Genomic DNA, 23961 nt, shown 5'->3' with positions numbered 1-23961 from the left:
GCTAAATGAATAAAAAAATTTTATGGCCTTTTGCTCTTACCACAATTGCATTGATGTTAAATGGTTGTGGTGGAGGAAGTTCGACAATTAATGAGAATCCTTCTAATGGATCAGGAGGAGCTAGTTCTAGTGGAAGCTGTTCTGTAACGAATAGCGATTGTCTACAATTTTTTTTAGATTACCCGATTGCTGGTCTTAATTTTACCTGTAGTAGTACTGGAAGCCAAAGTTTTATTACTAAAGCTTCAGGAAATATTGTCATCGGTTCTTGTAAAGTTGGTGATACAGCGACCTTCTATTTGCAAGGTGCTAAGAATCCAAGAAAAGTAGAATTAGGTTCAGTTAAGTTAGATTCAGTCTCAAAAATTCAAATGACTGTACCACCTCGTCTAAAAGTCATAGATATGGCAATAGGATTAACAGGGCAGACTCCAACATCGCTTAGTCCTAGTGACCCTACTATTCGCGTAGCAATGGCATTAGTAAAAGTTTTCCAAAGCATTGGCTTGGAAAGAGGAGATAATGTAGTTGGTGATTTACAACCAACGCAATTTACTGAAGATAAGAAAAATACATTAAATGTTGTATTGCAAAATATCACGGCAACGGAATGGAAAAATGGGGCCTATGTCAATTTGTTAAAACCATGGTTAGATGTAAGCCAGATTTCAGATGAGCAGGCTTTCGACCTTATAACCCAGTTAGCAAACTTAAGTTTGGTTGGATTATATCAATCAGATTATATTACTTTGGCAAAACCTAATTTAGTTGCTGAAAACTTTTATGGATGTAATTTAACGAATTTAAAAGATTGCTCAAAAAATAGTGCGAATACTCAACATGTATTTGGCAACTTATTTTTGCTGTCTGACCGTCAAGGTTATACATTTGGTTATGGATTACAATGGAAAGGGACTAGCACTACCTCAAGCCAGCTAGCAATTGGAGCCGTGTTGGAGGTATTGACAAAAGCTAAACCAACTCAAATGATTGCCAATGCACAGACTACTTGGCTTGACCCAATAAAAACAGAAATTAGATCAACTCAGCCGTTCCGTTTGAAAACTTCTAATAATACAAATGAAGATTTAGTAATTTACCAAGGTAAATTATTAAATGATTCACTTATTGCCGGACATGATAGTTCGTATTTAGCTTTAACCAATACTGAAACTCCAAACCCACAACATTATGCATTATGGAAACAGTCCGTAGGTACCCAAAATTATAATGGCTCTATGGATATTTATAAGGTCAGCCCTGCTAGTTTCCTCTTAAAAGATATTTTTAAGACTTCTAAAAATGTAGCAACAGGCCAAACATATATTTTCCCTTTATATGCAACATTAAGATTTCAGTTCAATACAGCTGGTATTGCACCAATTGATTTAGGTATTGTGGTTGATGAATATGGGGATATTCGGACTGATATCAAACCTAATGCAACGGCGACCGATATGTCTGGGCAATGTGGTGTTGTTTCTGATAATACTATGATCGATAACAATGGGGTTCAACAGTATCGTATAGGAACAACTGGAGGAACAGAATCTTCCACAAATGATAAATCCGTTACTGTAAGAATGATTCTTGCTGAGTCTCAATTAGGGAATCTGAATGGGATTGTGGTAGGCCTTAACTCAAATGTCATACAAGCAATTAAAGAAACAGGTAGCCAATCTTTAACAGTAAGTGGGGCAAAAATTAACGTTGCCAATCTATTACAAGGTCAGGCAAGTGGTGCAAATCTTACGACTTATGATAATAAGACAGTTAATTGGTTGAATCCATATGCCTTTTATCAACAAGTTTATAACAATATTGAAAATGTCTCACCTGCACCAACTGAAGCTGAAAAAGCACTGGGACAGCGTATGGCTGGAACAGTAACCCTTAGAACCGCTGATTGTTATCAAATTAAGACAAAATAAGAGTTTAAAAAAGACCGCAAAAGCGGTCTTTTTTATTATCTAATTGATTAGCCTGTATGGTCTAAACGAGTTCCTAACGTCTCTAGATGTGTTGGAAAAACTTGTTGTTTACGGTCTTCAAAATAATGTCTTAATGTGTGTTCAACACTAGGAAAGGCAAGTTCACCCCATGGGATTTCATGTTCTTCAAACAGTCGACATTCGATACTTTCTTCGCCAGCACCGAAAAGGCCATCTTTAAGCTGGGCTTTGAACAACACATAAATTTGCCCAATACGGGGAATATTATACATGCAATAAAGTTGTTCTATTTCAATCTCGGCTTCTGCCTCTTCACGAGTTTCACGCGCCGCACCTTGTTCCATAGTTTCGAACAATTCCATATAACCTGCAGGCAAAGTCCATAAGCCATAACGAGGTTCAATCGCGCGACGACAAAGTAGTACTTTATCTTCCCATAACGCTAAGGCACCGCAGATTACTTTGGGGTTTTCATAGTGAATATTTCCACAATGAGTACAAACACGGCGTACTTTATGATCACCTAAAGGAATTTTTTGTTCGGTTTTATGCCCACACGCTACACAGAAACTCATAATTATCATCGAGTATAGAGATGCCTCAGCATAACTGAATTTTTAGACTTACGCATCAACTCTATTCCCTAAGTTTGATTTTCAGATATGATGCAAAGAGAGACAGAATAATAGGTGAATGGTATGGAAGAGCACTTGCTAACACAAAAGTTACAGCAAAGATTGCGCTTTTCCACCCGCATACAAGAAGCACAAGCTGCGGTACTTATTGCGATTACGAATGAAAATAATCCTAAGGTACTGCTTACACGCCGTTCAATACATATGAACAACCATGCGGGGGAAGTTTCTTTTCCTGGTGGCAAGCGTGACCCTAGTGATACTAGTAATATTGTTGTAGCGCTAAGAGAAGCTCAAGAAGAGACGGCTTTAAATCCGTTTGATGTGCAGTTGTTAGGCGATTTGCCGATGCAACGTGCAAGAAGTGGCTTGTCTGTAAAACCGATTGTTGGGCTTATTCCTCCTGAGGTAACTTTAATTCCTCAGCCCACTGAAATTGATCGAATTTTCTTTGTGCCTTTACAGCAACTTATAGAGACGCGTCCGACACCATATGAAGTGCGATATGCTCATCAATCTTTATACTTCCCAAGCTTGCAGATTGATAATGAAATTATTTGGGGTCTCACAGCGCGAATGTTAATTGCCTTATTTAAATATGGTTTAGGCTACCAAAAAGAATGGCCATTTCTACTGAATGCACCAACGTTTGGAATGCCAAAATTTTCTCATAAAAAATAAAGATCAGGACTGATAAATTATGATGTATAGCTATCAAGGACAGCATCCAAAAGCCTTACATGAGCCATGGGATGGCTGGGTTGCTCCAACTGCAACGCTTATTGGACAAGTAGAACTAGGCCGTCAGGTCAGTATTTGGTTTGGTGCTGTAGTGCGTGCCGATAATTGTGTCGTTCGGATTGGTAATTTTTCTAATATTCAAGAAAATTCGGTATTACATACTGATGCGGGCCTTGAGCTAAATATTGGCGAATATGTCACTGTTGGGCATAAAGTCATGTTGCATGGTTGTACGATTGGTGATAACAGTTTGATTGGTATGAATGCTGTCATTTTAAATCGAGCCGTGATTGGTAAGAACTGTATTATTGGCGCGAATGCTTTAATACCGGAAGGTAAAGTGATTCCAGATAACTCAGTGGTAATGGGCTCACCTGGCAAAATTGTAAAAACTTTAGATGAAGAAGGCGCAGCAAAAATACGCTTGAGCGCACTACATTATGCTGAACACTTTAAAAGCTATGCCGATTTGAAAGAATTCTACTTTTAAAATTTTAGCGAGATATTTTCTATGCCAAGCACCAGCTTGGCATTTTTATTTAGATAGGAACAACTCGCCTATCAGAGCCGAGTGGGGTATCATAACTTCCGTTTTTAATCTGATTGAATACTAAGGTTGTGCATGAAACTGCTGGCGTTGGAAACTGCAAACGAGCAATGTTCCATTTCATTAATCGATGAAACCCAAGAACTCTTTTTCCAACTCGATACGCGAGCGAAAGCACAAACCCAGACCATTTTGCCAATGATTGAGCAAGGGTTACAACAAATCGGACTTGACGTAGCGAGTTTAGATGCAATTGCCTTTAGTCGAGGGCCCGGTTCTTTTAGTGGTGTTCGAATTAATGCAGCAGTTGCTCAGGCTTTAGCTTGGTCTCAAGATTTACCAGTAATTCCAGTTTCTACCTTACAGGCTTTAGCACAAGCGGCTTACCGACTTGAAGGTTTAGAACAGGTGACTGCGGTACTCGATGCACGTATGAATGAAGTTTACATTGCAAGTTTTGTTCTAGATGAGCAAGGCATCATGCAGTGTATAGATGAAGAAAAATTAATGAACTACGAGCAAGCGGCTGCCTATGCAAAGCATTGCTTAATCGGTTCGGGTGCTAAGCTCCTTCAAACTGATGCAGAACATCAATCAATCACTGCCACTGCACAAGACATTGCTTCGATTGCACGTGTGTATGCAGCGCAAAAGCAGTGGGTTGATGCTGAACATGCTTTACCGGTTTACTTGCGTGATGATGCATGGAAAAAAATTGCGGATCAGGGCAAAGCAAATTAAAGGCACTGCGCATGCACATATATTTTGAAGTAGATTTTCAAGAACAAGCACAGCACTACCAAGCTGTGCTTCATTCTAGAGGCGTGACTGTCGATTTACAGCCTATTGAAAAACTTAATGCCCGTTTCTTACGCTTAAACCCTGAACTGGCTCTTTGTGTAGATGAAAACGGACTTTGGTTATCTGCTAATGGCATGAAAATGCAGCCTGACTGGAAAGCTGAAATTCCGCGTTTAAAACGAGCAACTCTTAAATCGGAAATGATTGCTCGTGCTTGTCAGTTAGGTGAAAAGCCAGTACTGGTCGATGCTACAGCGGGTTTAGGTCATGACAGCTTACTTATGGCTTATCTAGGAGCCCAAATCCAGCTTGTTGAGCGTCATCCGATTTTATTTACTTTACTTGAAGCTTCAAAAGCTCAGGCACAGCATGATCCCTTTTTAAGCCAATTTATGGATCGTATCCAACTGATCTTCGCTGACTCTGCAAGCTATTTACAGCAATTAGATCAAGAAGAAAAAACAGTTGATGTGGTCTACCTTGACCCGATGTTCCCACAGCGCGATCAAAATCAACAAGCAATTAAAAAACAAGCCCAAGTCAAAAAGCAGATGCAGCTTTTGCATTTACTTTTACCCGAAGATGGAGAAATGGATTTGGGTGATCATTTGCTTGAGCTAGCCAAAAAAGTTGCAAAGCGAGTGATTGTAAAACGTCCACGACATGCTATTTTTTTAGCAAATCAAGAACCAGCCCATCAGTGGCAGGGGGATGCTTGTCGTTTTGATGCTTACTTTCAGTAAGCTTATGTAAGGTTAAGTTTTATTGCTTGAATAATGCACAAATATATGTGATATAGTTCAAAAGCATGATTGCTAAAATTCTTAGCAGGCATACACTTATGGTGCCTGACAAAAACGAAATTTTTGAAACCTTTTTATGATTGATCTCAAACCTTCCATTAACTTTTGGCATGATTTTAAAAGTAACCAGCTTGCCGGAATGTGGTTATTTTTGGGGTCAAGACGTTCCTTACAGATCGTACATCCCTCTATTCTTCAGCTCATTGTTTGGGGAGTATTAGGTGGGTGTACCAACTCACTTTATAGTTGGCTTGTTGCCGGTCAAATTGGCGACTTCAACTCACAAGGTCTAATTGGATACGCACTTTGGCCTTTTATTGCGCTTATTGTTGGTATTTTCTTATCACAGCGTATTAATCAGCCGCGTTTAATGTTGGTTCCAGCCTTATTGTGGTTGGTTTTAGATACCAATATTTTATTAATACAGTGTTTAATTCAATATTTGGGATCTAATGGTTATCTAAACTTTATTCCGGATGCTATTTATAACGGTATTTTACCTGGTTTGTTTGTAGCACTTTTTGTGTGGCAAAGTTTGGCGGTCATTTGGGTGTTCTCACGTGAGCTTAAGTGGCCTTGGTGGGAGCGGGCATTGGTTATGGTTGCGACCATTGCGACCATGGTGGTTTGGCAACTTTCAGTAAAAGATCAGCCTATTTGGAAAGTGGAAGATTCTCCACCTACTTTTGCCGAAGATGCTTTTTATGCACAAAGTAAATTACTTCATGATGCTTTAGAGCAAGTTCAATATGGTGAGTTAGCTAAAAGTCATTGGTATTTCTTGGGTGTTGCAGGCGATAGTTATCAAGACGTTTTTAAATCGGAAGTGGTTCGTATTAAAGAACAATTTGATACGCGTTTTGGTACAGTCGGGCGTTCAATGATGCTGGTCAATAATCCGGATACCCGAACCGAAATCCCGATTGCATCTAAAACCAGTATAGAGTTGGCCTTACGCCGTATGGGCCAGCAAATGAACCGTGATAGTGATGTGTTATTTTTATATATGACATCGCACGGTGAACAAAACCATTTTGAAATTGAAAATGCACCTCTAGATTTGGGGCAAGTCGATCCGAAATGGTTACGTGAAACGCTCGATAAAGCGGGGATACGTTGGCGTGTGATTGTCATTTCTGCTTGTTACTCAGGAAGTTTTATTCCGGCGTTACAGTCACCTGATACTTTAATTATTACGGCATCTGCTGCGGATAAAACTTCGTTCGGTTGTAATAACGAAGCTGACTATACTTATTTTGGACGAGCTTTCTTTGATTTGGCGATGCGAGAGCAGTCTTCTATGAAAGATTCGTTTAATGCCGCTAAGCAAACAGTGACGAAATGGGAAGTAGCTCAAGGTGTAGAACCTTCAGAGCCACAATGGATGATTGGTAAAAATATGGAACTTATGCTACCTCAGTTGGAAAAATATCTTTTTCCTCAACCAAATACAGGTAGCGTAAATATTGCTCAGACACAAACAGAGGCTAAAAACGATGCAACTCCTGCAAAAAAACCGCTGCTTTGAAGGTGAGCAGCGCATTTATCAGTTTGATTCTCAATTATTAAAAGGCTCTACTAAGTTTGGGGTGTATTTGCCACCTGCTGCTTTAGAAGGTAAACCTTGCTCAACTTTGTTTTACTTAGCGGGTTTAACATGTACTGAAGAAACTTTTGCCATTAAGGCACATGCACAGCATATGGCAGCCCAGCTTAGTCTTATACTGATTACACCTGATACTTCACCTCGTGGTGAACAAGTTGCAGTAGGTGACCATTGGGATCTAGGTCAGGGCGCAGGCTTTTATATTAATGCCACAGAAGCACCTTGGTCTGAGCATTATCAAATGGAAAGCTATTTAATCGATGAGTTATATCCACTTATTTTAAAAAGTTTTCCAGTCAATGCTCAACAGATCGGTATCTTTGGGCATTCGATGGGAGGACATGGCGCCTTAACTTTAGCTTTTAAATATCCTGAGAAGTTTAAGTCAGTGTCTGCATTTGCACCGATTTGCGCGCCAACCGAATGTGCATGGGGTGAAAAAGCATTTAGCCATTATTTAGGTACAGACCGCGATAGCTGGTTGGCTCATGATGCCACGGCTTTAGTCTCAAAAAATGGTGCGGTATTTAATGAAATTTTGGTGGATCAGGGGTTAGATGACCAATTTTATGAACAACTTCACCCTGAAAAATTTAAACAAGCATGTTTAAAGGCAGGACAGCCTTTAACTTTAAGACAACATGCTGGCTATGATCATGGCTATTATTTTATCCAGACCTTTATGGATGAGCATTTGCAGTTTCATGCAATCCAGTTGGAAAAAGTCGCTGGCGAATAATTAGTGCTGCCATTCCACCTGAAATTCTTGTTGAGCCATGCGGTTTAGATGATCAAGGACAACTTTTTCCAAGTGGTTGTGGTCATCTAACTGACTATCAATAGCAACATTTAACTGCTCTGTTTCTGGTGCAAGCGTAATGGTTGCGGTAGGCATTAAGATTTTAAAATCTTGTTCAGTTTCTTGTACTTCAAACTTATGTTTCCAATGATTAACTAGACGTTTTGCAATGCGTTTTCCATCATTTGTTAATAGATGAGTTGTGCTTTTCATTATCAATCCTCACATTGGTTTAATGTACCTTAACAAATTCGTTTGGCACTTGGCATTCTATAGTAGCAACGTTACGTTGCAAGTTTGAAATGTTGTCATTTAAGCAAGGAAGAGCGGGCCAAGTAGGTTCTTTTTTGTTATAATTTTTAGCCTCTCCTTAAATTTTTAGCCAGGTCATCCACCTATGTCCAAGCCTTATTTGATTGCTCCTTCTATTTTATCTGCCGATTTTGCTCGTTTAGGCGAAGATGTAGACAAAGTGTTAGCTGCAGGTGCCGATGTAGTGCATTTTGATGTGATGGATAATCACTATGTTCCAAATTTAACTTTTGGTGCAGGTGTGTGTAAGGCTTTAAAAAATTATGGAATTACTGCTCCTGTTGATGTGCATTTAATGGTATCTCCAGTTGACCGTATTATTGGTGATTTCCTAGAAGCAGGCGCAGATATCATTACGTTTCACCCAGAAGCTTCTCATCACATTGACCGTTCATTACAGCTTATTAAGTCTGGTGGTGCTAAAGCAGGATTAGTTTTTAACCCAGCAACACCATTGCATTATCTAGACTATGTTCTTGATAAAGTTGACCAAATTTTATTAATGAGTGTAAACCCAGGTTTTGGTGGCCAAAAGTTCATTCCAATGACTTTAGAAAAATTACGTGAAGCGCGTAAAATTATTGATGCAAGTGGCCGTGATATCCGTTTAGAAGTAGACGGTGGAGTTGGTCCTGCAAATATCCGTGAAATTGCAGAAGCTGGTGCTGATATGTTCGTTGCTGGCTCGGCAATTTTTGGTCAACCAGATTATAAAGTTGTGATTGATCAAATGCGTGCAGAGCTTGCAAAAGTCGGTAGTGTAGACGCTTAAAAAAAGAATATTAGGCTGAGAGTAAACTTGTGGATAACTTTGTTTATAACTGTATGGATAACTGTGTTGATAACCATATGGATAAGATGTTGGTAAAATAAACAAAATGAGATCAACCGTTTATTCTCTAAGCAAAATGTATGAAAAAAGAACGCTTTGGCGTTCTTTTTCTATTCTATCGGGATATTTTGGGATCTGTTTTTTTATTAAGCTTTGCTAAAAAATAACCTGTGCAAAAAACGAGAGGGCTTGTGTAAAACTTTTTAAAATATATTGAATAGAAAACTGTAAAAGTGTCATGAAAAATAAAGCTAAATTTGATTTAATAAGATTTTAGTAAGAGACCTAGATCATTAATGACAGTAAAAATTTTAGCGGTAGATATGGATGGGACTTTTCTTAATTCTAAGAAGCAGTACAACAAAGCACGTTTTTTAAAACAGTATGAACAACTAAAACAAAATAATATCCGTTTTGTAGTCGCTAGTGGTAATCAGCTTGCAAAGCTTGTTACGTATTTTCCAGAAATTAATCATGAGATTGCTTTTATTGCCGAAAATGGTGCTCATGTTGTAGATGCGGGGCAAGAGTTAGCTTTTGCTCATTTAAGCAAAGAGCAATTCGTTGAGATTTTAAATGCGATTGACCCAGTGTATACCTCTAAAATGGTGATCTGCGGAAAACAGAGTGCTTATGTGCATAGCAGTATGAACGCGGAAGATTATGCTAAAGTCGCTCGCTATTTTGAAAAGCTGACGGTTATAGATGACTTTTATGCACTAGATGACTTGGTGTGTAAAATTACTTTTACTGCGCAGGAAAATGAAAGTTTTACAATTTTTGAGCATTTTCAGAAGCAAAGTTTTGTAAAAGATAAGGTTTTGGTACCAGTCTCAAGTGGCTTTAATTTTATCGATTTGATTCTTCCGGACCAGCACAAAGCACATGGTTTGAAGCTATTATTGCAAAAATGGCAGGTTCAACCCGATCAAGTCGTTGCGATTGGTGATAACAATAATGATATCCAGATGATTAAAGCAGCAGGTTATGGGTTTGCAGTCGAAAATGCAGTTGAAGCCTTAAAAGCCGTTGCTCCTTACACAACTGCAAATAATGAGCAAGAAGGTGCATTACAGGTGATTGACTTAGTTCTTCAGCATCAGCCTCCATTTGCTTAATGACCTTAACAACAATCAACTAAGATGGAAAATTGTATCTGTTTAAAAACTTGGTTATGCTAATACAACTAAGATAAATAGATTGCTCAAGGCAATAAATGATGACACTGCAACACTTACGCAAGTATGCTTGGTTTGTGTTCCTGATGACTTTAGTTATTGGGTGGAGTGGTGTGTCTATTGCTCAGACACCTATGCAGCATGATCTTCATACTATGCCGTGTCATAGTGAGCAAATGAAACATCACTCTATGCATATTCAAGCTGATGAGCAGGCAACGTGTCATCAATCTATGAGTCAGGTTTCTCACCAACATGGTGAACACTGCCAAGACTGTAACCCGGTCCATTGTCAGATGGTAAATCTGGCTTTACAGCAAGCTATACCAGATATTGAATCATCATTTATTCCTATTCCATCTCAATTTAGTAGTATTTATCAGGCACAGCATTTAGCCGGATACTGGCAAGAAATCTTACGTCCACCAAAAGCTTAATCCTTTCTTACTTATTTTTTTAGTTAAAAGGATTAAAGCAATGTCTCATAAAACGATTAGCAGCCTCGTCGCTGTATTTGGTCTATTGGTTTCACCATGGACTCTCGCGGCAATTAAGGAATATCACCTTAATATTAATGAACAACAAGTCAATGTTACGGGCAAACCCCTTAAACGAATTACCGTAAATGGAAAATTTACAGCACCACTCCTTGAGTTTGAAGAGGGGGATGAGGCTGTTATTCGCGTCCATAATCAATTAAAGAATCAAGATACCTCTTTACACTGGCATGGGTTGTTACTGCCAGGGTTAATGGATGGTGTGCCGGGTTTTAATAATTTTAAAGGGATTGCTCCAAATGGAGATTTTGTTTACCGCTTTAAGGTGAAACAAAATGGCACATATTGGTATCACGCCCATAGTAAAGGCCAAGAGCAAGACGGTTTATATGGGCCGCTTGTGATTTACCCAAAAGGCAAAATACCAGTTGCGGCGCATGAAAAAACTGATCGTGATTATGTAGTGATGCTTTCAGATTTCCATGATTCTTCTAGCGATAGCATTATGAAGAATTTGAAGAAATCTGCTGAGTATTATCAAAACCGCCGTGAAACTGTATCTGATGTATGGAAGCAAGTTAAAGCACAGGGCTTAAAAGCAACTTGGCAAGATCGTTCGATGTGGAATCAGATGCGGATGTTAAAAACCGATATGTCTGATGTGACGGGCTATACCTTCTTAGTCAACGGCAAGACTCCTCAGCAAAACTGGACAGCTAATTTTAAAGCTGGTGATAAGGTTCGATTGCGATTTATTAATGCATCAGCAATGTCATTTTTTGATGTCAGAATTCCAAATTTGAAAATGACAGTTGTAAGTGCAGATGGGCAGCCAGTTAAACCTGTAGCAATTGATGAGTTTCGTATTGGTACAGCTGAAACCTACGATGTCATTGTGGAACCTAAACAGCCAAATTATCAGATTGAAGCAGAGTCTATTGACCGTAGTGGTTTTGCTATCGGTACTTTGCACAATGAAAATACGCAGGCTGTGGGGCCAGTCCAAATGCCAATACCACGCCCACGTGCTTTATTGACCATGGATGATATGGGCATGAGTCATGGTGATGGAAGTAATGAACATGCTGGCCATCAAATGAACATGCAACATGACATGTCGGCCATGCCTGAAATGAAAAAAGAGACGAGTCAGGCTAATCATGATCACACAATGATGAAAATGGATCATGACATGAAAAATATGTCATCTGACGGGCATGATCATTCCATGATGCACATGAAACATGATATGTCAGCGATGTCTGAAATGAACCATGATATGCAGGCAATGTCATCTAGCGAGCATGACCACCCTATGATGAATATGAATCATGAGATGCCTGCTCAATCTGAGAATAAGCCTAAAAAGGATGAACCAGTTTATGGCTGGGCAAATGCTTCAACGCCAGCTGGTATGAAGGCACTGCAATATAGCGATTTGCAATCTTTAAATCCTCAACCAGATACACGTGCGCCAGAACGAGAGCTTGTTATTCGTTTAGGCGGCAACATGGAGCGTTATATCTGGACCATTAATGGCAAGAAATTTAGTGACACGACACCTTTACAAGTTAAGTATGGTGAACGCATACGCTTGAAGTTTGTGAATGACAGTATGATGGCTCATCCAATGCATTTACATGGCATGTTTATGCAATTGGAAAATGGTCAACAAGCTGAAAACTTACCAAATAAACATACCATTATTGTTCCACCCGGAAAGACCGTTACTGCGTTATTGACAGCCGATGCTTTGGGAGAATGGGCGATTCATTGCCATCTGCTCTATCACATGAGTGCTGGAATGATGAATAAATTAATTGTTGCTCAAGTCAACGATGGGCAACAACCCTCTCAGTCCCAGCCAACTGTTCAATCTGAAAATGAGAAAGGAGCTAGTCATGCGCATCACTAAGTTATTTTCTCAAATGATATGTTGCGGTGCTTTCTCGGGTATATCTGTATTTGCTTTTGCTCAAGAACCTTTAACACACGATCATTTACGCGAACATGGCGGACAGGTTTATCAAGCAACAAAGATTGATACTGGCTGGACCCAAAATGAAGAGGGTGAAGGCAGTTTTTCTTCTGAATTGGAAAGCTGGGTGGGAACGGATGAAAATAAATTGTTCATTAAAGCCCATGTGGATAAAGCCGAGTCAGAAGAAGCTAATTATGGCGGTTCATTACTTTATAGCCGCAATGTGGCTGACTATTGGGATGTACAGGCCGGGGTAAACTATGAACGTTTACAACGGGAAGACGAAAAGCAAGATCGTTGGGCTGGTGTAGTGGGCTTACATGGCATGGCGCCTTACTTCTTTGAAACCGATGCTTATCTTTATGTAGGTGAAGATCAGTTATGGAAGTTAAGCCTAGAGACAGAAAGAGATTTGCTTTTTACTCAAAAGTTGATTGGTAAGCCCTATTTAAAAGCAGATATTGTTTTACAAGATGAATCTCGCTATGCCAGTAAAACAGGCCTGTCGAGTTTACAAGCTGGCTTTCAAACCCGTTATGAAATCAATAAAAAGGTAATGCCATTTGTTGATTTCGGTTATGGTTATGAAAAAGGTTTAAAACAAACCGCTTGGCAAACTGGAACCGACTCAGAACATGGTTGGTATTATGGAGCTGGGTTAACACTAAAATTCTAATTGCCGAACAAAAAGTAAGCTTAATGACATGCCATTGGTTTATACTGATGGCATTGTTTTTTGTGTCAGTTATGGTGCAAAGATGGCTTTAGAAAAACAAGAGAATCAAATAAATGTAAATAAAAGCTGTTCTAGCTGTGGGTGCTCAAATGTAGCAGCTCAGGACTTTTCTGTGGCAAGTGAACCTAGGGTAAATAAAACCCAATGGGTGAGTTATTATCATATTCCCCGTATGGATTGTGCAGCCGAAGAACAAATGGTACGAATGGCTTTAGCTTCTTATGCTGAGCATATTCAAGAACTTTATTTTGATTTGCCCGCCCGCCACTTAGCGGTGTATCACAGTACTCAAGATGAAAAGATTACGCAGTGCCTGCAACGTCTAGGTTTAGGAGCCGAATTACAACAAACCCAACCACATTATGAGCCTATTGAAAAACCCAAAAAGGTTCGACCAAGTTCCTCAACTAATGCAGCACAAAAACAAGTTCTACAATGGCTGTTACTGATTAATGGGGTCATGTTTGTCATTGAGTTAATGGCAGGCATTATTGCCTCTTCCACAGGGTTAATTGCTGACTCGCTCGATATGTTTGCCGATGCTGCAATTTATGGTATTGCATTATTTGTGGTGGGTAAAAACCTTGACGCTCAATTAAAGGCTGCACATCTTTCCGGATGGTTTCAGTTTGGTTTAGCCATAATCGTTTTAATTGATGTGCTGCGCCGTTTTATATATGGCAGTGAACCAGTTTCAATTTTAATGATTTTAATTGGGGGATTAGCGCTTGCGGCCAACATTAGTTGTCTTTACTTAATGAGTGACCATAAGGAGAGCGGGGCACATATGAAGGCGAGTTATATATTTTCTGCAAATGATGTCATCGTCAACTTAGGTGTCATTATTGCGGGAATACTGGTTGCAATCACAGGCTCTCGTTATCCTGATTTAATTATTGGATTGATTATTGTTTTGTTCGTTTTAAGTGGTGCACGAAAAATTTTACAGTTAAAAAATGAATAATATTTTCTGATAGAGGCAAGTTTGAGTTCGGGTTTGCCTTCATTTTTTATTTTAAAGTAAACTGAGTCTTCACATACTGGAGGAACGACCTCCCCCATAATGGGTAATCATGTCGGGACGACCTGACACTATAAAAATTAGTGAATGTTATGGCTTGGGCTATTTTAATTTTAGCAGGTGTATTTGAAGTGATTTGGGCATATTCTATGAAAATGTCTGAAGGTTTTACACGCTTAACACCTAGTATTATTACCGTAGTTTTTATGATTTTGAGTGTAGTTCTGCTTTCAATTTCAATGAAAACTTTACCCCTTGGTACTGCTTATACGGTTTGGACAGGCATTGGTGCAATTGGATCATTTTTAGTTGGTATTTTCTTTCTTCATGAGCCTATTGGTGCGATGAGAATGATTGCCGCTGTACTGATTGTATCTGGACTGGTTCTAATGAAAATTTCATCTCCATCCTAAGAGGATTAAGTATGTTGCTGTCTTATAAGTATATCAATTCGCCTGTTGGGCAATTAAAGCTGGTTGCGAATGAAAATGCTTTGGTGGCAGTACTTTGGGACAATGAAAATCCAAAACGTGTTCGATTGGCTGAGCTGGTCGAACAACTTGAGCATCCAGTTTTATTAAAGACCGAACAACAATTACAAGAATATTTTGAAGGCAAACGCCGTGAGTTTACATTACCACTAGATTTTGAAGGGACTGCATTTCAAAAGCAGGTCTGGGCGGCATTACTGACGATTCCGTATGGTGAAACAAGAAGTTATAAAGATATTGCCGTTCAGATCGGAAATGAAAAAGCAGTGCGAGCAGTGGGTGCTGCAAATGGCAAAAATCCGATTTCAATTATTGCACCTTGTCACCGAGTAATTGGTGCGGGCGGAGCTTTGGTTGGTTTTGCCGGTGGTCTTGATAAGAAAGATATTTTATTAAGATTAGAGCAAAAATAAGCTATTTTTAGCGCTCGATTTTTTTAGGCTTTTCTAATAAGCTGTCAATTCTGATATTTCATATAAAGCGTGTTTTATAACCTCGCTATTTTCTGAAATATTAATCTTTTCATAACAAACTCTGGATGTTCTAAAAATGGCTGTCGGTGACGTAACAATGCCACAAATGCATGTGGTAAAAGGTGTAAAAATTGGCTCAACAGAAGCATATGTACGTTACCCAAACCGACGAGATCTAGTCATTTTTGAATTTGCAGAAGGTTCAAATGTTGCAGGTGTATTTACGCAAAATGCATTCTGTGCGGCACCTGTTCATGTATCTAAAGCTCATCTTGCCGAAGGCAATCCGCGCTATTTAGTGATTAATACAGGTAATGCCAATGCTGGTACTGGTCCTACAGGTTTGAAAAATGCTCAGGATACTTGTGCAAAGTTAGCGGAGCTTGCTGGCGTTAACAGTTTCGAAGTACTTCCATTTTCAACAGGCGTGATTGGTGAGCAGCTTCCGATGGAACGTTTACTCGCTGGCTTACAACCTGCATTAAATAGCGTACAAGACGCTGCATGGAGTGATGCGGCATCTGGCATTATGACAACAGACACAGTGCCAAAAGGCGCATCTGAACAATTTGAGCTTGATGGTATGACTTATACCATGACCGGTATTAGTAAAGGCGCTGGGATGATCCGTCCAAACATGGCAACTATGCTGAGCTTTGTAGCAACAGATGCGCCTATTCGCCGTGATTTAGTACAAAAGCTATTAAAGACTACAGTTGAGCATTCATTTAACCGTATTACCATTGATGGTGATACCTCAACAAATGACTCTTGTATTTTTGTGGCAACTGGTCAGGCTGGTGGTGCTGAAATTACATCGGAAAGCGATGTACGCTACGCTAAAGTGTTAGAAGTACTTGCTCGTGTAATGAACCGTTTAGCACAGTTAATTGTCCGTGATGGAGAAGGTGCAACCAAGTTTATTACTGTTGCTGTTGAAGGTGGTGCAAATACTCAAGAATGTTGTGACATTGCTTATAGTATTGCGCATTCACCACTTGTTAAAACTGCACTTTTTGCATCTGATCCGAACTGGGGACGTATTTTAGCTGCAATCGGCTATGCTGGAGTGAAAGACTTAGACGTGTCTAAAATTCAGGTATGGTTAGACGACGTGCAAATCTGTAAAGATGGTGGCGCAGCCGAGGACTATACCGAAGAAGCAGGTGCTCGTGTAATGGCACAAACCGAAATTACCATTCGTGTTGACTTAGGCCGCGGACAAGCCAAAGACACGGTATATACGTGTGACTTATCTTACGACTATGTCAAGATTAATGCAGATTACCGTTCGTAAATATTCAGTTATAATCAAGCCTCGACAAAGAGGCTTTTTTATTAGCCCCATCTTTTGATATTAAATGATTGAATTTAGTAAATCGTTTAAGCAGTAACGTTATATGCGAGCAGGAATGCCAGCATGAAGGATAGAGAAGACGTTTTATGAGTGATGCGACTTTAATTGCCAACGATGCAAAAAACATTGTACAAGCGCATTTAGACCGTTTAGGTGAACCAAAAGACAACCGCCTAAGTGAAGAAGCAAAACAACAAAAGTTTGCACAGATCGAAGCAGAGCTCAAAAAACGTGATGCTGTCCTTGTTGCTCACTACTATTGCGATCCAGATGTACAAGAACTTGCCGAAAAAACAGGTGGATGCGTTTCTGACTCTTTAGAAATGGCCCGTTTTGGACGAGATCATGCAGCCTCTACACTGGTTGTGGCTGGCGTTAAGTTTATGGGTGAAACAGCAAAAATTCTGTCTCCTGAAAAAACAATTCTTATGCCGACACTTGAGGCAACCTGTTCACTTGACTTAGGTTGTCCAGTCGATGAGTTCACGGCATTTTGTGATCAGCACCCTGACCACACTGTAGTAGTTTATGCCAATACATCGGCTGCTGTTAAAGCTCGTGCGGATTGGGTGGTGACTTCAAGCTGTGCAGTTGAAATTGTTGAGCATCTAGATAGCTTAGGTGAAAAAATTATTTGGGCACCAGATCAGCACTTAGGCCGTTATATTCAAAAGAAAACCGGCGCTGATATGTTGCTTTGGGATGGCGCATGTATTGTGCATGAAGAATTCCGTGCACGTGGCATTGCTAACATGAAAGCACTGTACCCAGATGCGGCTGTATTGGTCCATCCTGAGTCACCAGAGTCGGTGGTAGAAATTGCAGATGCAGTGGGTAGTACATCTCAATTGATTAAAGCTGCACAAACTTTGCCACACCAACGTTTAATCGTGGCAACGGACCGTGGCATTTTCTACAAAATGCAGCAAGCAGTACCAGATAAGATTCTGGTTGAAGCCCCAACAGCGGGTGAGGGGGCAACTTGTCGTTCATGTGCACACTGTCCGTGGATGGCGATGAATGAACTTGATGGAATTTTAGAAGTTTTACAAAAAGGTGATCAAGAAATACACGTTGACCCAGCACTTGCTGAACGTGCCAAAATGCCTTTAGATCGAATGTTAGCCTTTAGTGCATCATTAAAACGTTAAAAAGCCTCAAAATGCTTGTTAAATATACATTTGATAAGGATTTTTAACTTTTTTTGACAATAGGTGTTGACGTCTGAGGGCGTCGCGCCTAGAATGCACACCGTACCGCACGATGTGCGATACAGCAAAAGCTGAGATAGATCGGAGCATAGCACAGCCTGGTAGTGCACCTGGTTTGGGACCAGGGGGTCGTAGGTTCGAATCCTACTGCTCCGACCACTTAAAAGAATATTTTAAGATCGGCGAAGTATCGCATGATAAGCATCATCGGTTAAGCGCCTGTAGCTCAGTTGGATAGAGCATCCGCCTTCTAAGCGGATGGTCACAGGTTCGAATCCTGTCAGGCGCGCCATTTGGTAGCTTGGTACATAGAACTTATTTGATGGTGGATGTAGCTCAGTTGGTAGAGCCCTGGATTGTGATTCCAGTTGTCGCGGGTTCGAATCCCGTCATTCACCCCAATTTCGGAGCATAGCACAGCCTGGTAGTGCACCTGGTTTGGGACCAGGGGGTCGTAGGTTCGAATCCTACTGCTCCGACCATATTTAAAAGCGTTCAAGCTTTCTAAAATATCCCATATATTAAAATCATTTCCTCTTATCTTATGGATAGAAGGAATTTTTTTTGTTTTCTATAATAAAATTTTAATTCCAAATTGCTCCAATATCTGAACTTATTTATATAAGCTCTGTTCTCTGTTCTCTGTTCTCTGTTCTCTGTTCTCTGTTCTCTGTTCTCTGTTCTCTGTTCTCTGTTCTCTGTTCTCTGTTCTCTGTTCTCTGTTCTCTGTTCTCTGTTATTGATATTTCTGTTTTAACTCATCTTTTTCTTGTTCTGATAAAAATGCGATTTTAAGTCCATTTTCTTGAGCTGTATAAATTTGCTCAGGGCTTAAACCTGCTAGTGGGGCAGCAGTTAAATATTCATGCTCTATCTCAATGCCTTCTACTGCTGGGTCATCCGTATTAATGGTAGCAAGCACTCCATGTTCTAAAAAAGTCTTTAATGGATGCTCTGCTAAAGAAGGCACTGTGTTGGTTTGAATATTTGAGGTGAGACAAGATTCAATCCCAATCTGGTGTTTAGCCAAATAATCTAGAAGTTTTAAATCTTGAACTGCTTTAACACCATGTCCAATCCGTTCTGCACCTAATTCTTCAATGGCTTGCCAAATACTTTCTGGGCCAGCAGCTTCGCCTGCGTGTACGGTAATGTGCCAACCTGCATCACGTGCTTTTTTAAAGTGATCAATAAATAAATTGCCCGGAAAACCAAGCTCATCTCCAGCAAGATCCAGTGCTTTAATATCGTTTTTATGGGCAAGGAGGGCATTTAATTCTTTTTCGCAGGCTTCTTGACCAAAAGTACGACTCATAATACCAATTAAATTCGCTTTTACGCCGTACGCCTGACTACCTTCTTTTATTCCAGCAATCACAGCTTCAACTACGCCTTCAAGTGGAAGTTGATGGGTCATTCCCATATAACCCGGTGAAAAACGTAGTTCTACATAGTCTAGTCCTTGCTGTGCTGCATCCTGCATGTTTTCAAAAGCAATACGTTTACAGGCATCTAAACTGGCTAATACTTTTACGCCCCAATCGAGCTTAGATAAAAAACTTAATAAGTCGGGTTGGTTATCCATCACTTGTACGTGTGGTCGTAAAGATTCAATGTCGTAAGCAGGCAAATCTAAATTGTATTGTTGCCCCAACTCTAAAATGGTTTGAATGCGGATGTTGCCATCAAGGTGGCGGTGTATATCTGTAAGCGGGAGCGTTTTAGTAATCATAAATTTCTTCTTATCTGTTTGCATCAATTCATCATGCCTGTTTAGATGCACTGATAAAAGTTTGGATTTGCTATGTTTTTGTGAAAATGGTTGAGTTGAGTTTTTTGAAATTACTATATTTGTATAAGTTTTAATTTTGATGACATTGTTCTGGCCTAAGAAGACAACACAGTCTGTGTAAGATACAAGCACCAAGATTTTTATTGTTTTTAATTTCGCTGAGCCTTTTTTTGTTGACTCTTTAAGAGTGGATTGGCTGAAGAATGGTCATTGGTATTTTGCCTTTTACTTGTAAAGATGAATAAAGGCTTGCTAAAGACCAAACCGATAAAGCGATTAATTTATCTGTAGAAATCTATTTCTGGCAAGTAAATGAAAAAGAAGAAATAGGAAGCACTCAAATGAAGTCGGTACTTTGTCATCAAGCAACATTGCAAGTAGTGGACCAACCGAACTTAACACCTGCAAAAGGACAAGTTTTATTGGAAGTGGTGCGATGTGGGATCTGTGGTTCAGATTTACATATGCAGCATCACTGCGACCACATGCATGATTTGGCTGCACGTGTCGGGTTTAATGGTTTAGCGAAGTCTACAGACCCATTTGTACTTGGACATGAGTTTTGCGGCAAGGTTTTAGACTACGGTCCAAAAACACGCCATAAATTTAAAGCGGATACACTCGTTTGCGCAATGCCGCTTTTGAATGTAGATCAGCATGGTTATTTGTCTACAGGGCTTTCCCCAAATGCTTCGGGTGGCTATGCCGAGCAAGTATTGGCTCAATCAAGCTTGATGTTTGAAGTACCCAACGGTCTAGATGCGGATAGTGCTGCCATGACCGAACCTATGGCGGTTGCATTGCATGCTGTTCGCCGTAGCCGTGTAAAAACAAGTGAACCTGCGATTGTGATTGGCTGTGGTCCTGTCGGGCTAGGTGTCATATTAATGCTTAAAGCTGCTGGGGTTAAAACCGTAGTTGCCAGTGACTTTTCTCCAAACCGACGTAAGCTTGCCGAGCAATGTGGTGCGGATATTGTGGTAGACCCTAAAGAGACATCGCCATTTGCCAACTGGAAAGAATTTGGTTTACTTGGCAATGTTTCGGATGCCATTAACATGGGCATGGGACTGTTTGATAAGTTACAAGCGACACGCTTACCTTGGTGGCATGGATGGCGCATGATTGATAAATTGGGCGCTCTGCCAAAACGTCCTGTTATTTTTGAGTGTGTGGGCGTACCGGGCGTTTTGCAGCAAATTATTGAAGGTGCACCTTTGTTTTCTCGAATTGTTGGGGTGGGTGTATGCATGCAAAGTGACAAAATAGAACCAGCACTTGCGATTAATAAAGAGCTAGAAATTCAGTTTGTGTTGGGCTATACACCACTTGAGTTTAGAGATGCGCTGCACATGATTGCAGAAGGTAAAGTGAACTGTTCACCGCTCATTACCGGTGTTGTTGGCCTAAAAGGCGTAACTAATGCATTTGAAGCATTACGTGACCCTGAACAGCACGCCAAAATCTTGATTGACCCTAAACGTAGCGGTTCAGATATTCAATTGATGAGTCATTAATTTCAAAGTCATTTACACTTAACTAAAAAGGTTATGATTTGATTAATCACAACCTTTTTTTATGAGTATTGAGCATAAGTAAAACCTGCTGAGCTAATTCGTATTAGTCTTTAGTTGTTCTAGTTCTTGGTAAATCCACTCAACAAATTTTTGAATAGTCGGTGAGATGTCTTGGCTCGAATGGATGAGGTAGTACTTTCGGCTGCCTTTTAATTTTTTATTGGAAACAATCACCAGTTCCTTTTTTTGTAGTTCAGACTCAATCAACATTTGTGGAATTAAAGCCATTCCCATGTCATGACTGGCAGCAACGGCAAGCATCGAAAATAACTCATGGCGCTGTCCATCAAAAGGCTTAGGGTGCTGCATGTGATGAGTGAGAAACCATTCTTGCCAAATGCTTGGCCGAGTGGTTTGTTGTAGCAGGGGGATTTTTAGCAGATCTTCTGGGCTTAAATCATAGGTATTTTCATTGATCATCACAGCATCTGGAAAATACTTTTCGATTAGCCTTGGCGAGCATACAGGTACAATTTCTTCATCCATTAAATAATGCGCTTGTATGCCGGGCCAATGGTCAATTTGCTGCTGCGTACCTGCGAAAATCGCAGCGTCAAAAATATTGTCATTAAATAAAAAGGGTTTGGTACTGGTTTCTAAATGTACTGTAATTTCAGGGTGTTTTTGATTTAAAAGATGGAGCTTGGGTAACAGCCAGCGCGTTGCAAAGGTAGGCACCACGCCTAACTTTAATGTTCCACCTAAACCTTTATGAGAAATCACATCGGCTGTACATTTCTCTAGCCCTAACAAATAGGGTTTAATGCTTTTAAAATACTGCTGACCTGCAATGGTGAGTTCAACGCCATGCCGAGTACGTATAAAGAGTTCAACACCCAAGAAATCTTCTAACTGCTGAATTTGGCGCGAGACTGCACTTTGGGTAATACATAACTCTTGCGCAGCATAGGTATAACTTAGATGTTTCGCTGCACTTTCAAAGCAAATTAGACCCTGAATGGACGGGATACTTCTTCGCATAAATAAATCCTTTTATTTGTCATCATATTTCAAAACAGCATATGACCTAAATGCAGATATCCGAGTTTAGTATAAAAATAAGTCATTTTTAATGAAATACAACGAATTAAATAGTTAAATTTAATGCGACCCATTTTAAATATGCGTAAGTCGCATATCTGCATGAACATTTATCGTTTGATTACTGCATTTTTCACGCATAACATCGAGTTAAATAAAGAAGATCAAATCAAGCAGAGGATGCGATGAATCACATGGTGACAACAAAAAAAGCAAAAGTTCAATTTAACTGGCAAGACCCATTTTTAATTGAGCAACAGCTTAGCCCAGATGAGCGCATGATTCGTGATGCGGCTCATGCTTATTGTCAAGAACGTTTGCAACCCCGTGTACTTGAACAATTCCGTCATGAAACAACAGATCCATCTATTTTCCGTGAAATGGGAGAGCTTGGCTTACTTGGCCCAACCATTCCTGAGCAATATGGCGGCGCGGGTTTGAACTATGTGAGTTATGGTTTGGTTGCGCGTGAAATTGAATATGTCGACTCGGGCTACCGCTCTATGGCGAGCGTGCAAAGCTCATTAGTCATGGTTCCGATTCATGAATTTGGTACTGAAGAGCAAAAGCAGAAGTACTTACCTAAACTGGCTACTGGTGAATACATTGGTTGTTTTGGTTTGACCGAACCTGACCATGGTTCAGATCCGGGCAGTATGATTACCCGTGCTAAAAAAGTTGAAGGTGGTTACCGTTTAAGTGGCGCCAAAATGTGGATTACCAACAGTCCAATTGCAGATGTATTTGTGGTTTGGGCAAAAGAAGTTTCTGCTGAAGGCAATGTCGGTGATATTCGCGGCTTCATTTTAGAAAAGGGCTGGGAAGGCCTATCTGCGCCAGCTATTCATGGCAAGGTCGGTTTACGTGCCTCGATTACGGGTGAAATCGTGATGGATAACGTTTTTGTACCTGAAGAAAATGCATTCCCTGAAATTCGAGGCTTAAAAGGCCCATTTACCTGTTTGAACAGTGCTCGTTATGGCATTGCATGGGGGGCGATGGGTGCTGCCGAGTTCTGTTGGCATACAGCACATCAATACACCATGGACCGCAAACAATTTGGTCGCCCGTTGGCTGCAAATCAATTGATTCAAAAGAAGCTGGCAGATATGCAAACTGAAATTGCTTTGGGTTTACAGGCAGCTTTACGTTTTGGCCGCATGAAAGATGAAGGCATTGCATCAGTTGAGGGTACATCTCTAATTAAGCGTAACAACTGTGGAAAGGCGCTTGATATTGCCCGCATGGCACGTGACATGATGGGTGGAAACGGCATTAGTGACGAGTTTGGTGTGGCACGCCATTTGGTCAATCTTGAAGTCGTAAATACCTACGAGGGTACACATGACGTTCATGCCTTGATTTTAGGTCGTGCACAAACTGGTATTGCCGCATTTAGTAACTAACACACTCATTTTTAAAAATAGAGGTGTTCTTTCGGGAGCACCTTTAGGGATTTTTACGCAAAAATTTATGGAAAATGACAAGATTCATCGTAAGGATACTCATGTGAAGATGTGTCTCTGTGTACTTAAAACCAAATGTAAGATGATGAAAATATAGAAGATTAAGTCATAC

Annotated in this window: 23 protein-coding genes and 4 tRNA genes; 23 read left to right on the top strand and 4 right to left on the bottom strand. The window is 40.1% G+C overall.

Going from position 1 to position 23961, the window contains the following annotated elements; translation table 11 throughout:
* Window positions 1–5 precede the first annotated feature (5 nt).
* Window positions 6–1931: a hypothetical protein gene (locus NQ782_RS15920; RefSeq protein WP_057093409.1), complete on the top strand. Its 1926-nt coding sequence runs from the start codon at window positions 6–8 to the stop codon at window positions 1929–1931.
* Between the two features lie 47 nt (window positions 1932–1978).
* Here the strand turns inward: NQ782_RS15920 and NQ782_RS15915 are convergent, their stop codons facing one another.
* Window positions 1979–2527: an NUDIX hydrolase gene (locus NQ782_RS15915; protein ID WP_000006665.1), complete on the bottom strand. Its 549-nt coding sequence runs from the start codon at window positions 2525–2527 to the stop codon at window positions 1979–1981.
* Between the two features lie 114 nt (window positions 2528–2641).
* On the opposite strand from NQ782_RS15915, the gene NQ782_RS15910 reads away from it, so the two are divergent.
* From NQ782_RS15910 to fghA, 6 genes are all read left to right on the top strand, one after another.
* Window positions 2642–3268: a CoA pyrophosphatase gene (locus tag NQ782_RS15910; protein ID WP_002000136.1), complete on the top strand. Its 627-nt coding sequence runs from the start codon at window positions 2642–2644 to the stop codon at window positions 3266–3268.
* Window positions 3269–3290: 22 nt separating this feature from the next.
* A complete protein-coding gene (locus tag NQ782_RS15905; RefSeq protein WP_086223200.1) occupies window positions 3291–3818 on the top strand; it encodes a gamma carbonic anhydrase family protein in 528 nt (175 codons plus the stop codon).
* A gap of 132 nt (window positions 3819–3950) precedes the next feature.
* Window positions 3951–4616: a tRNA (adenosine(37)-N6)-threonylcarbamoyltransferase complex dimerization subunit type 1 TsaB gene (gene tsaB, locus NQ782_RS15900; RefSeq protein WP_000770249.1), complete on the top strand. Its 666-nt coding sequence runs from the start codon at window positions 3951–3953 to the stop codon at window positions 4614–4616.
* An 11-nt stretch (window positions 4617–4627) separates the two neighbouring features.
* Window positions 4628–5419, top strand: a complete 792-nt coding sequence (locus NQ782_RS15895) for a class I SAM-dependent methyltransferase (RefSeq protein ID WP_057093407.1) — start codon at window positions 4628–4630, stop codon at window positions 5417–5419.
* A gap of 136 nt (window positions 5420–5555) precedes the next feature.
* Window positions 5556–7007 (top strand): C13 family peptidase, encoded by a 1452-nt coding sequence (locus NQ782_RS15890; RefSeq protein WP_000566255.1) that lies wholly within the window; start codon window positions 5556–5558, stop codon window positions 7005–7007.
* Window positions 6976–7824, top strand: a complete 849-nt coding sequence (fghA, locus tag NQ782_RS15885) for an S-formylglutathione hydrolase (protein WP_057093404.1) — start codon at window positions 6976–6978, stop codon at window positions 7822–7824. The genes NQ782_RS15890 and fghA overlap by 32 nt, the downstream gene beginning before the upstream one ends.
* Here fghA and NQ782_RS15880 read toward each other — a convergent pair whose 3' ends face one another.
* Complete coding sequence (locus tag NQ782_RS15880; protein ID WP_000843456.1) at window positions 7825–8097, bottom strand: DUF2218 domain-containing protein; 273 nt, start codon at window positions 8095–8097, stop codon at window positions 7825–7827.
* Window positions 8098–8281: 184 nt separating this feature from the next.
* Here NQ782_RS15880 and rpe point away from each other — a divergent pair, with 184 nt between their 5' ends.
* The 14 genes from rpe to NQ782_RS15810 all read left to right on the top strand — a co-directional run bounded on the left by rpe (window position 8282) and on the right by NQ782_RS15810 (window position 18455).
* A complete protein-coding gene (rpe, locus tag NQ782_RS15875; RefSeq protein ID WP_000043044.1) occupies window positions 8282–8968 on the top strand; it encodes a ribulose-phosphate 3-epimerase in 687 nt (228 codons plus the stop codon).
* 356 nt (window positions 8969–9324) lie between these two features.
* Window positions 9325–10146 carry a Cof-type HAD-IIB family hydrolase gene (locus NQ782_RS15870; protein WP_000216425.1) on the top strand — a complete coding sequence of 274 codons (822 nt, stop codon included), beginning with the start codon at window positions 9325–9327 and terminating at the stop codon, window positions 10144–10146.
* Between the two features lie 101 nt (window positions 10147–10247).
* Window positions 10248–10643 carry a hypothetical protein gene (locus NQ782_RS15865; RefSeq protein WP_000174926.1) on the top strand — a complete coding sequence of 132 codons (396 nt, stop codon included), beginning with the start codon at window positions 10248–10250 and terminating at the stop codon, window positions 10641–10643.
* Between the two features lie 40 nt (window positions 10644–10683).
* Window positions 10684–12618, top strand: a complete 1935-nt coding sequence (locus NQ782_RS15860; RefSeq protein WP_057093402.1) for a copper resistance system multicopper oxidase — start codon at window positions 10684–10686, stop codon at window positions 12616–12618.
* Entirely contained in the window at window positions 12605–13360 is a 756-nt protein-coding gene (locus tag NQ782_RS15855) for a copper resistance protein B (RefSeq protein ID WP_001223254.1), read from the top strand. The genes NQ782_RS15860 and NQ782_RS15855 overlap by 14 nt, the downstream gene beginning before the upstream one ends.
* 28 nt (window positions 13361–13388) lie before the next feature.
* Window positions 13389–14384, top strand: a complete 996-nt coding sequence (locus NQ782_RS15850) for a cation transporter (RefSeq protein WP_057093401.1) — start codon at window positions 13389–13391, stop codon at window positions 14382–14384.
* Between the two features lie 149 nt (window positions 14385–14533).
* Window positions 14534–14854 carry a multidrug efflux SMR transporter gene (locus NQ782_RS15845; protein WP_000312237.1) on the top strand — a complete coding sequence of 107 codons (321 nt, stop codon included), beginning with the start codon at window positions 14534–14536 and terminating at the stop codon, window positions 14852–14854.
* Between the two features lie 11 nt (window positions 14855–14865).
* Window positions 14866–15345 carry a methylated-DNA--[protein]-cysteine S-methyltransferase gene (locus tag NQ782_RS15840; RefSeq protein ID WP_000927479.1) on the top strand — a complete coding sequence of 160 codons (480 nt, stop codon included), beginning with the start codon at window positions 14866–14868 and terminating at the stop codon, window positions 15343–15345.
* 136 nt (window positions 15346–15481) lie between these two features.
* On the top strand, window positions 15482–16702 hold the full coding sequence (gene argJ, locus NQ782_RS15835; RefSeq protein WP_000268130.1) for a bifunctional glutamate N-acetyltransferase/amino-acid acetyltransferase ArgJ: 1221 nt from the start codon (window positions 15482–15484) through the stop codon (window positions 16700–16702).
* Window positions 16703–16848: 146 nt separating this feature from the next.
* Complete coding sequence (gene nadA / locus NQ782_RS15830; RefSeq protein WP_001278262.1) at window positions 16849–17913, top strand: quinolinate synthase NadA; 1065 nt, start codon at window positions 16849–16851, stop codon at window positions 17911–17913.
* Between the two features lie 142 nt (window positions 17914–18055).
* Window positions 18056–18132 (top strand) — tRNA-Pro (locus NQ782_RS15825).
* A gap of 56 nt (window positions 18133–18188) precedes the next feature.
* Window positions 18189–18265 (top strand) — tRNA-Arg (locus NQ782_RS15820).
* A 33-nt stretch (window positions 18266–18298) separates the two neighbouring features.
* A tRNA-His gene (locus tag NQ782_RS15815) sits at window positions 18299–18374 on the top strand.
* Window positions 18375–18378: 4 nt separating this feature from the next.
* A tRNA-Pro gene (locus NQ782_RS15810) sits at window positions 18379–18455 on the top strand.
* Between the two features lie 254 nt (window positions 18456–18709).
* On the opposite strand, the gene add is transcribed toward NQ782_RS15810, so the two are convergent.
* Window positions 18710–19705: an adenosine deaminase gene (gene add / locus NQ782_RS15805; RefSeq protein WP_057093998.1), complete on the bottom strand. Its 996-nt coding sequence runs from the start codon at window positions 19703–19705 to the stop codon at window positions 18710–18712.
* 401 nt (window positions 19706–20106) lie between these two features.
* Between add and NQ782_RS15800 the strand changes: the two genes are divergently transcribed.
* The gene (locus NQ782_RS15800; RefSeq protein WP_057094000.1) at window positions 20107–21282 is read left to right on the top strand and encodes a zinc-binding dehydrogenase; all 1176 of its coding nucleotides are present in this window, start codon (window positions 20107–20109) and stop codon (window positions 21280–21282) included.
* Window positions 21283–21375: 93 nt separating this feature from the next.
* Here the strand turns inward: NQ782_RS15800 and NQ782_RS15795 are convergent, their stop codons facing one another.
* Complete coding sequence (locus tag NQ782_RS15795) at window positions 21376–22323, bottom strand: LysR substrate-binding domain-containing protein (RefSeq protein WP_001254610.1); 948 nt, start codon at window positions 22321–22323, stop codon at window positions 21376–21378.
* Between the two features lie 245 nt (window positions 22324–22568).
* Here NQ782_RS15795 and NQ782_RS15790 point away from each other — a divergent pair, with 245 nt between their 5' ends.
* Window positions 22569–23789 (top strand): acyl-CoA dehydrogenase, encoded by a 1221-nt coding sequence (locus tag NQ782_RS15790; RefSeq protein WP_001016271.1) that lies wholly within the window; start codon window positions 22569–22571, stop codon window positions 23787–23789.
* The last annotated feature ends 172 nt before the right edge of the window (window positions 23790–23961 follow it).

Origin of the sequence: Acinetobacter sp. BD54, from assembly GCF_044778325.1 — a bacterium.
Taxonomy (GTDB): domain Bacteria; phylum Pseudomonadota; class Gammaproteobacteria; order Pseudomonadales; family Moraxellaceae; genus Acinetobacter; species Acinetobacter baumannii.
Note: the sequence above shows the minus strand (reverse complement) of the source record. Positions and strands in the feature narration are given on the sequence as shown.

Bases quoted from the DNA above. Each gene is read 5' to 3' on its own strand.
- NQ782_RS15920 (WP_057093409.1), top strand. From the start codon at position 6: ATGAATAAAAAAATTTTATGGCCTTTTGCTCTTACCACAATTGCATTG.
- NQ782_RS15915 (WP_000006665.1), bottom strand. From the start codon at position 2,527: ATGAGTTTCTGTGTAGCGTGTGGGCATAAAACCGAACAAAAAATTCCT.
- NQ782_RS15905 (WP_086223200.1), top strand. From the start codon at position 3,291: ATGTATAGCTATCAAGGACAGCATCCAAAAGCCTTACATGAGCCATGG.
- tsaB (WP_000770249.1), top strand. From the start codon at position 3,951: ATGAAACTGCTGGCGTTGGAAACTGCAAACGAGCAATGTTCCATTTCA.
- NQ782_RS15895 (WP_057093407.1), top strand. From the start codon at position 4,628: ATGCACATATATTTTGAAGTAGATTTTCAAGAACAAGCACAGCACTAC.
- NQ782_RS15890 (WP_000566255.1), top strand. From the start codon at position 5,556: ATGATTGATCTCAAACCTTCCATTAACTTTTGGCATGATTTTAAAAGT.
- fghA (WP_057093404.1), top strand. From the start codon at position 6,976: ATGCAACTCCTGCAAAAAAACCGCTGCTTTGAAGGTGAGCAGCGCATT.
- NQ782_RS15880 (WP_000843456.1), bottom strand. From the start codon at position 8,097: ATGAAAAGCACAACTCATCTATTAACAAATGATGGAAAACGCATTGCA.
- rpe (WP_000043044.1), top strand. From the start codon at position 8,282: ATGTCCAAGCCTTATTTGATTGCTCCTTCTATTTTATCTGCCGATTTT.
- NQ782_RS15870 (WP_000216425.1), top strand. From the start codon at position 9,325: ATGACAGTAAAAATTTTAGCGGTAGATATGGATGGGACTTTTCTTAAT.
- NQ782_RS15865 (WP_000174926.1), top strand. From the start codon at position 10,248: ATGACACTGCAACACTTACGCAAGTATGCTTGGTTTGTGTTCCTGATG.
- NQ782_RS15860 (WP_057093402.1), top strand. From the start codon at position 10,684: ATGTCTCATAAAACGATTAGCAGCCTCGTCGCTGTATTTGGTCTATTG.
- NQ782_RS15855 (WP_001223254.1), top strand. From the start codon at position 12,605: ATGCGCATCACTAAGTTATTTTCTCAAATGATATGTTGCGGTGCTTTC.
- NQ782_RS15850 (WP_057093401.1), top strand. From the start codon at position 13,389: ATGCCATTGGTTTATACTGATGGCATTGTTTTTTGTGTCAGTTATGGT.
- NQ782_RS15845 (WP_000312237.1), top strand. From the start codon at position 14,534: ATGGCTTGGGCTATTTTAATTTTAGCAGGTGTATTTGAAGTGATTTGG.
- NQ782_RS15840 (WP_000927479.1), top strand. From the start codon at position 14,866: ATGTTGCTGTCTTATAAGTATATCAATTCGCCTGTTGGGCAATTAAAG.
- argJ (WP_000268130.1), top strand. From the start codon at position 15,482: ATGGCTGTCGGTGACGTAACAATGCCACAAATGCATGTGGTAAAAGGT.
- nadA (WP_001278262.1), top strand. From the start codon at position 16,849: ATGAGTGATGCGACTTTAATTGCCAACGATGCAAAAAACATTGTACAA.
- add (WP_057093998.1), bottom strand. From the start codon at position 19,705: ATGATTACTAAAACGCTCCCGCTTACAGATATACACCGCCACCTTGAT.
- NQ782_RS15800 (WP_057094000.1), top strand. From the start codon at position 20,107: ATGAAGTCGGTACTTTGTCATCAAGCAACATTGCAAGTAGTGGACCAA.
- NQ782_RS15795 (WP_001254610.1), bottom strand. From the start codon at position 22,323: ATGCGAAGAAGTATCCCGTCCATTCAGGGTCTAATTTGCTTTGAAAGT.
- NQ782_RS15790 (WP_001016271.1), top strand. From the start codon at position 22,569: ATGAATCACATGGTGACAACAAAAAAAGCAAAAGTTCAATTTAACTGG.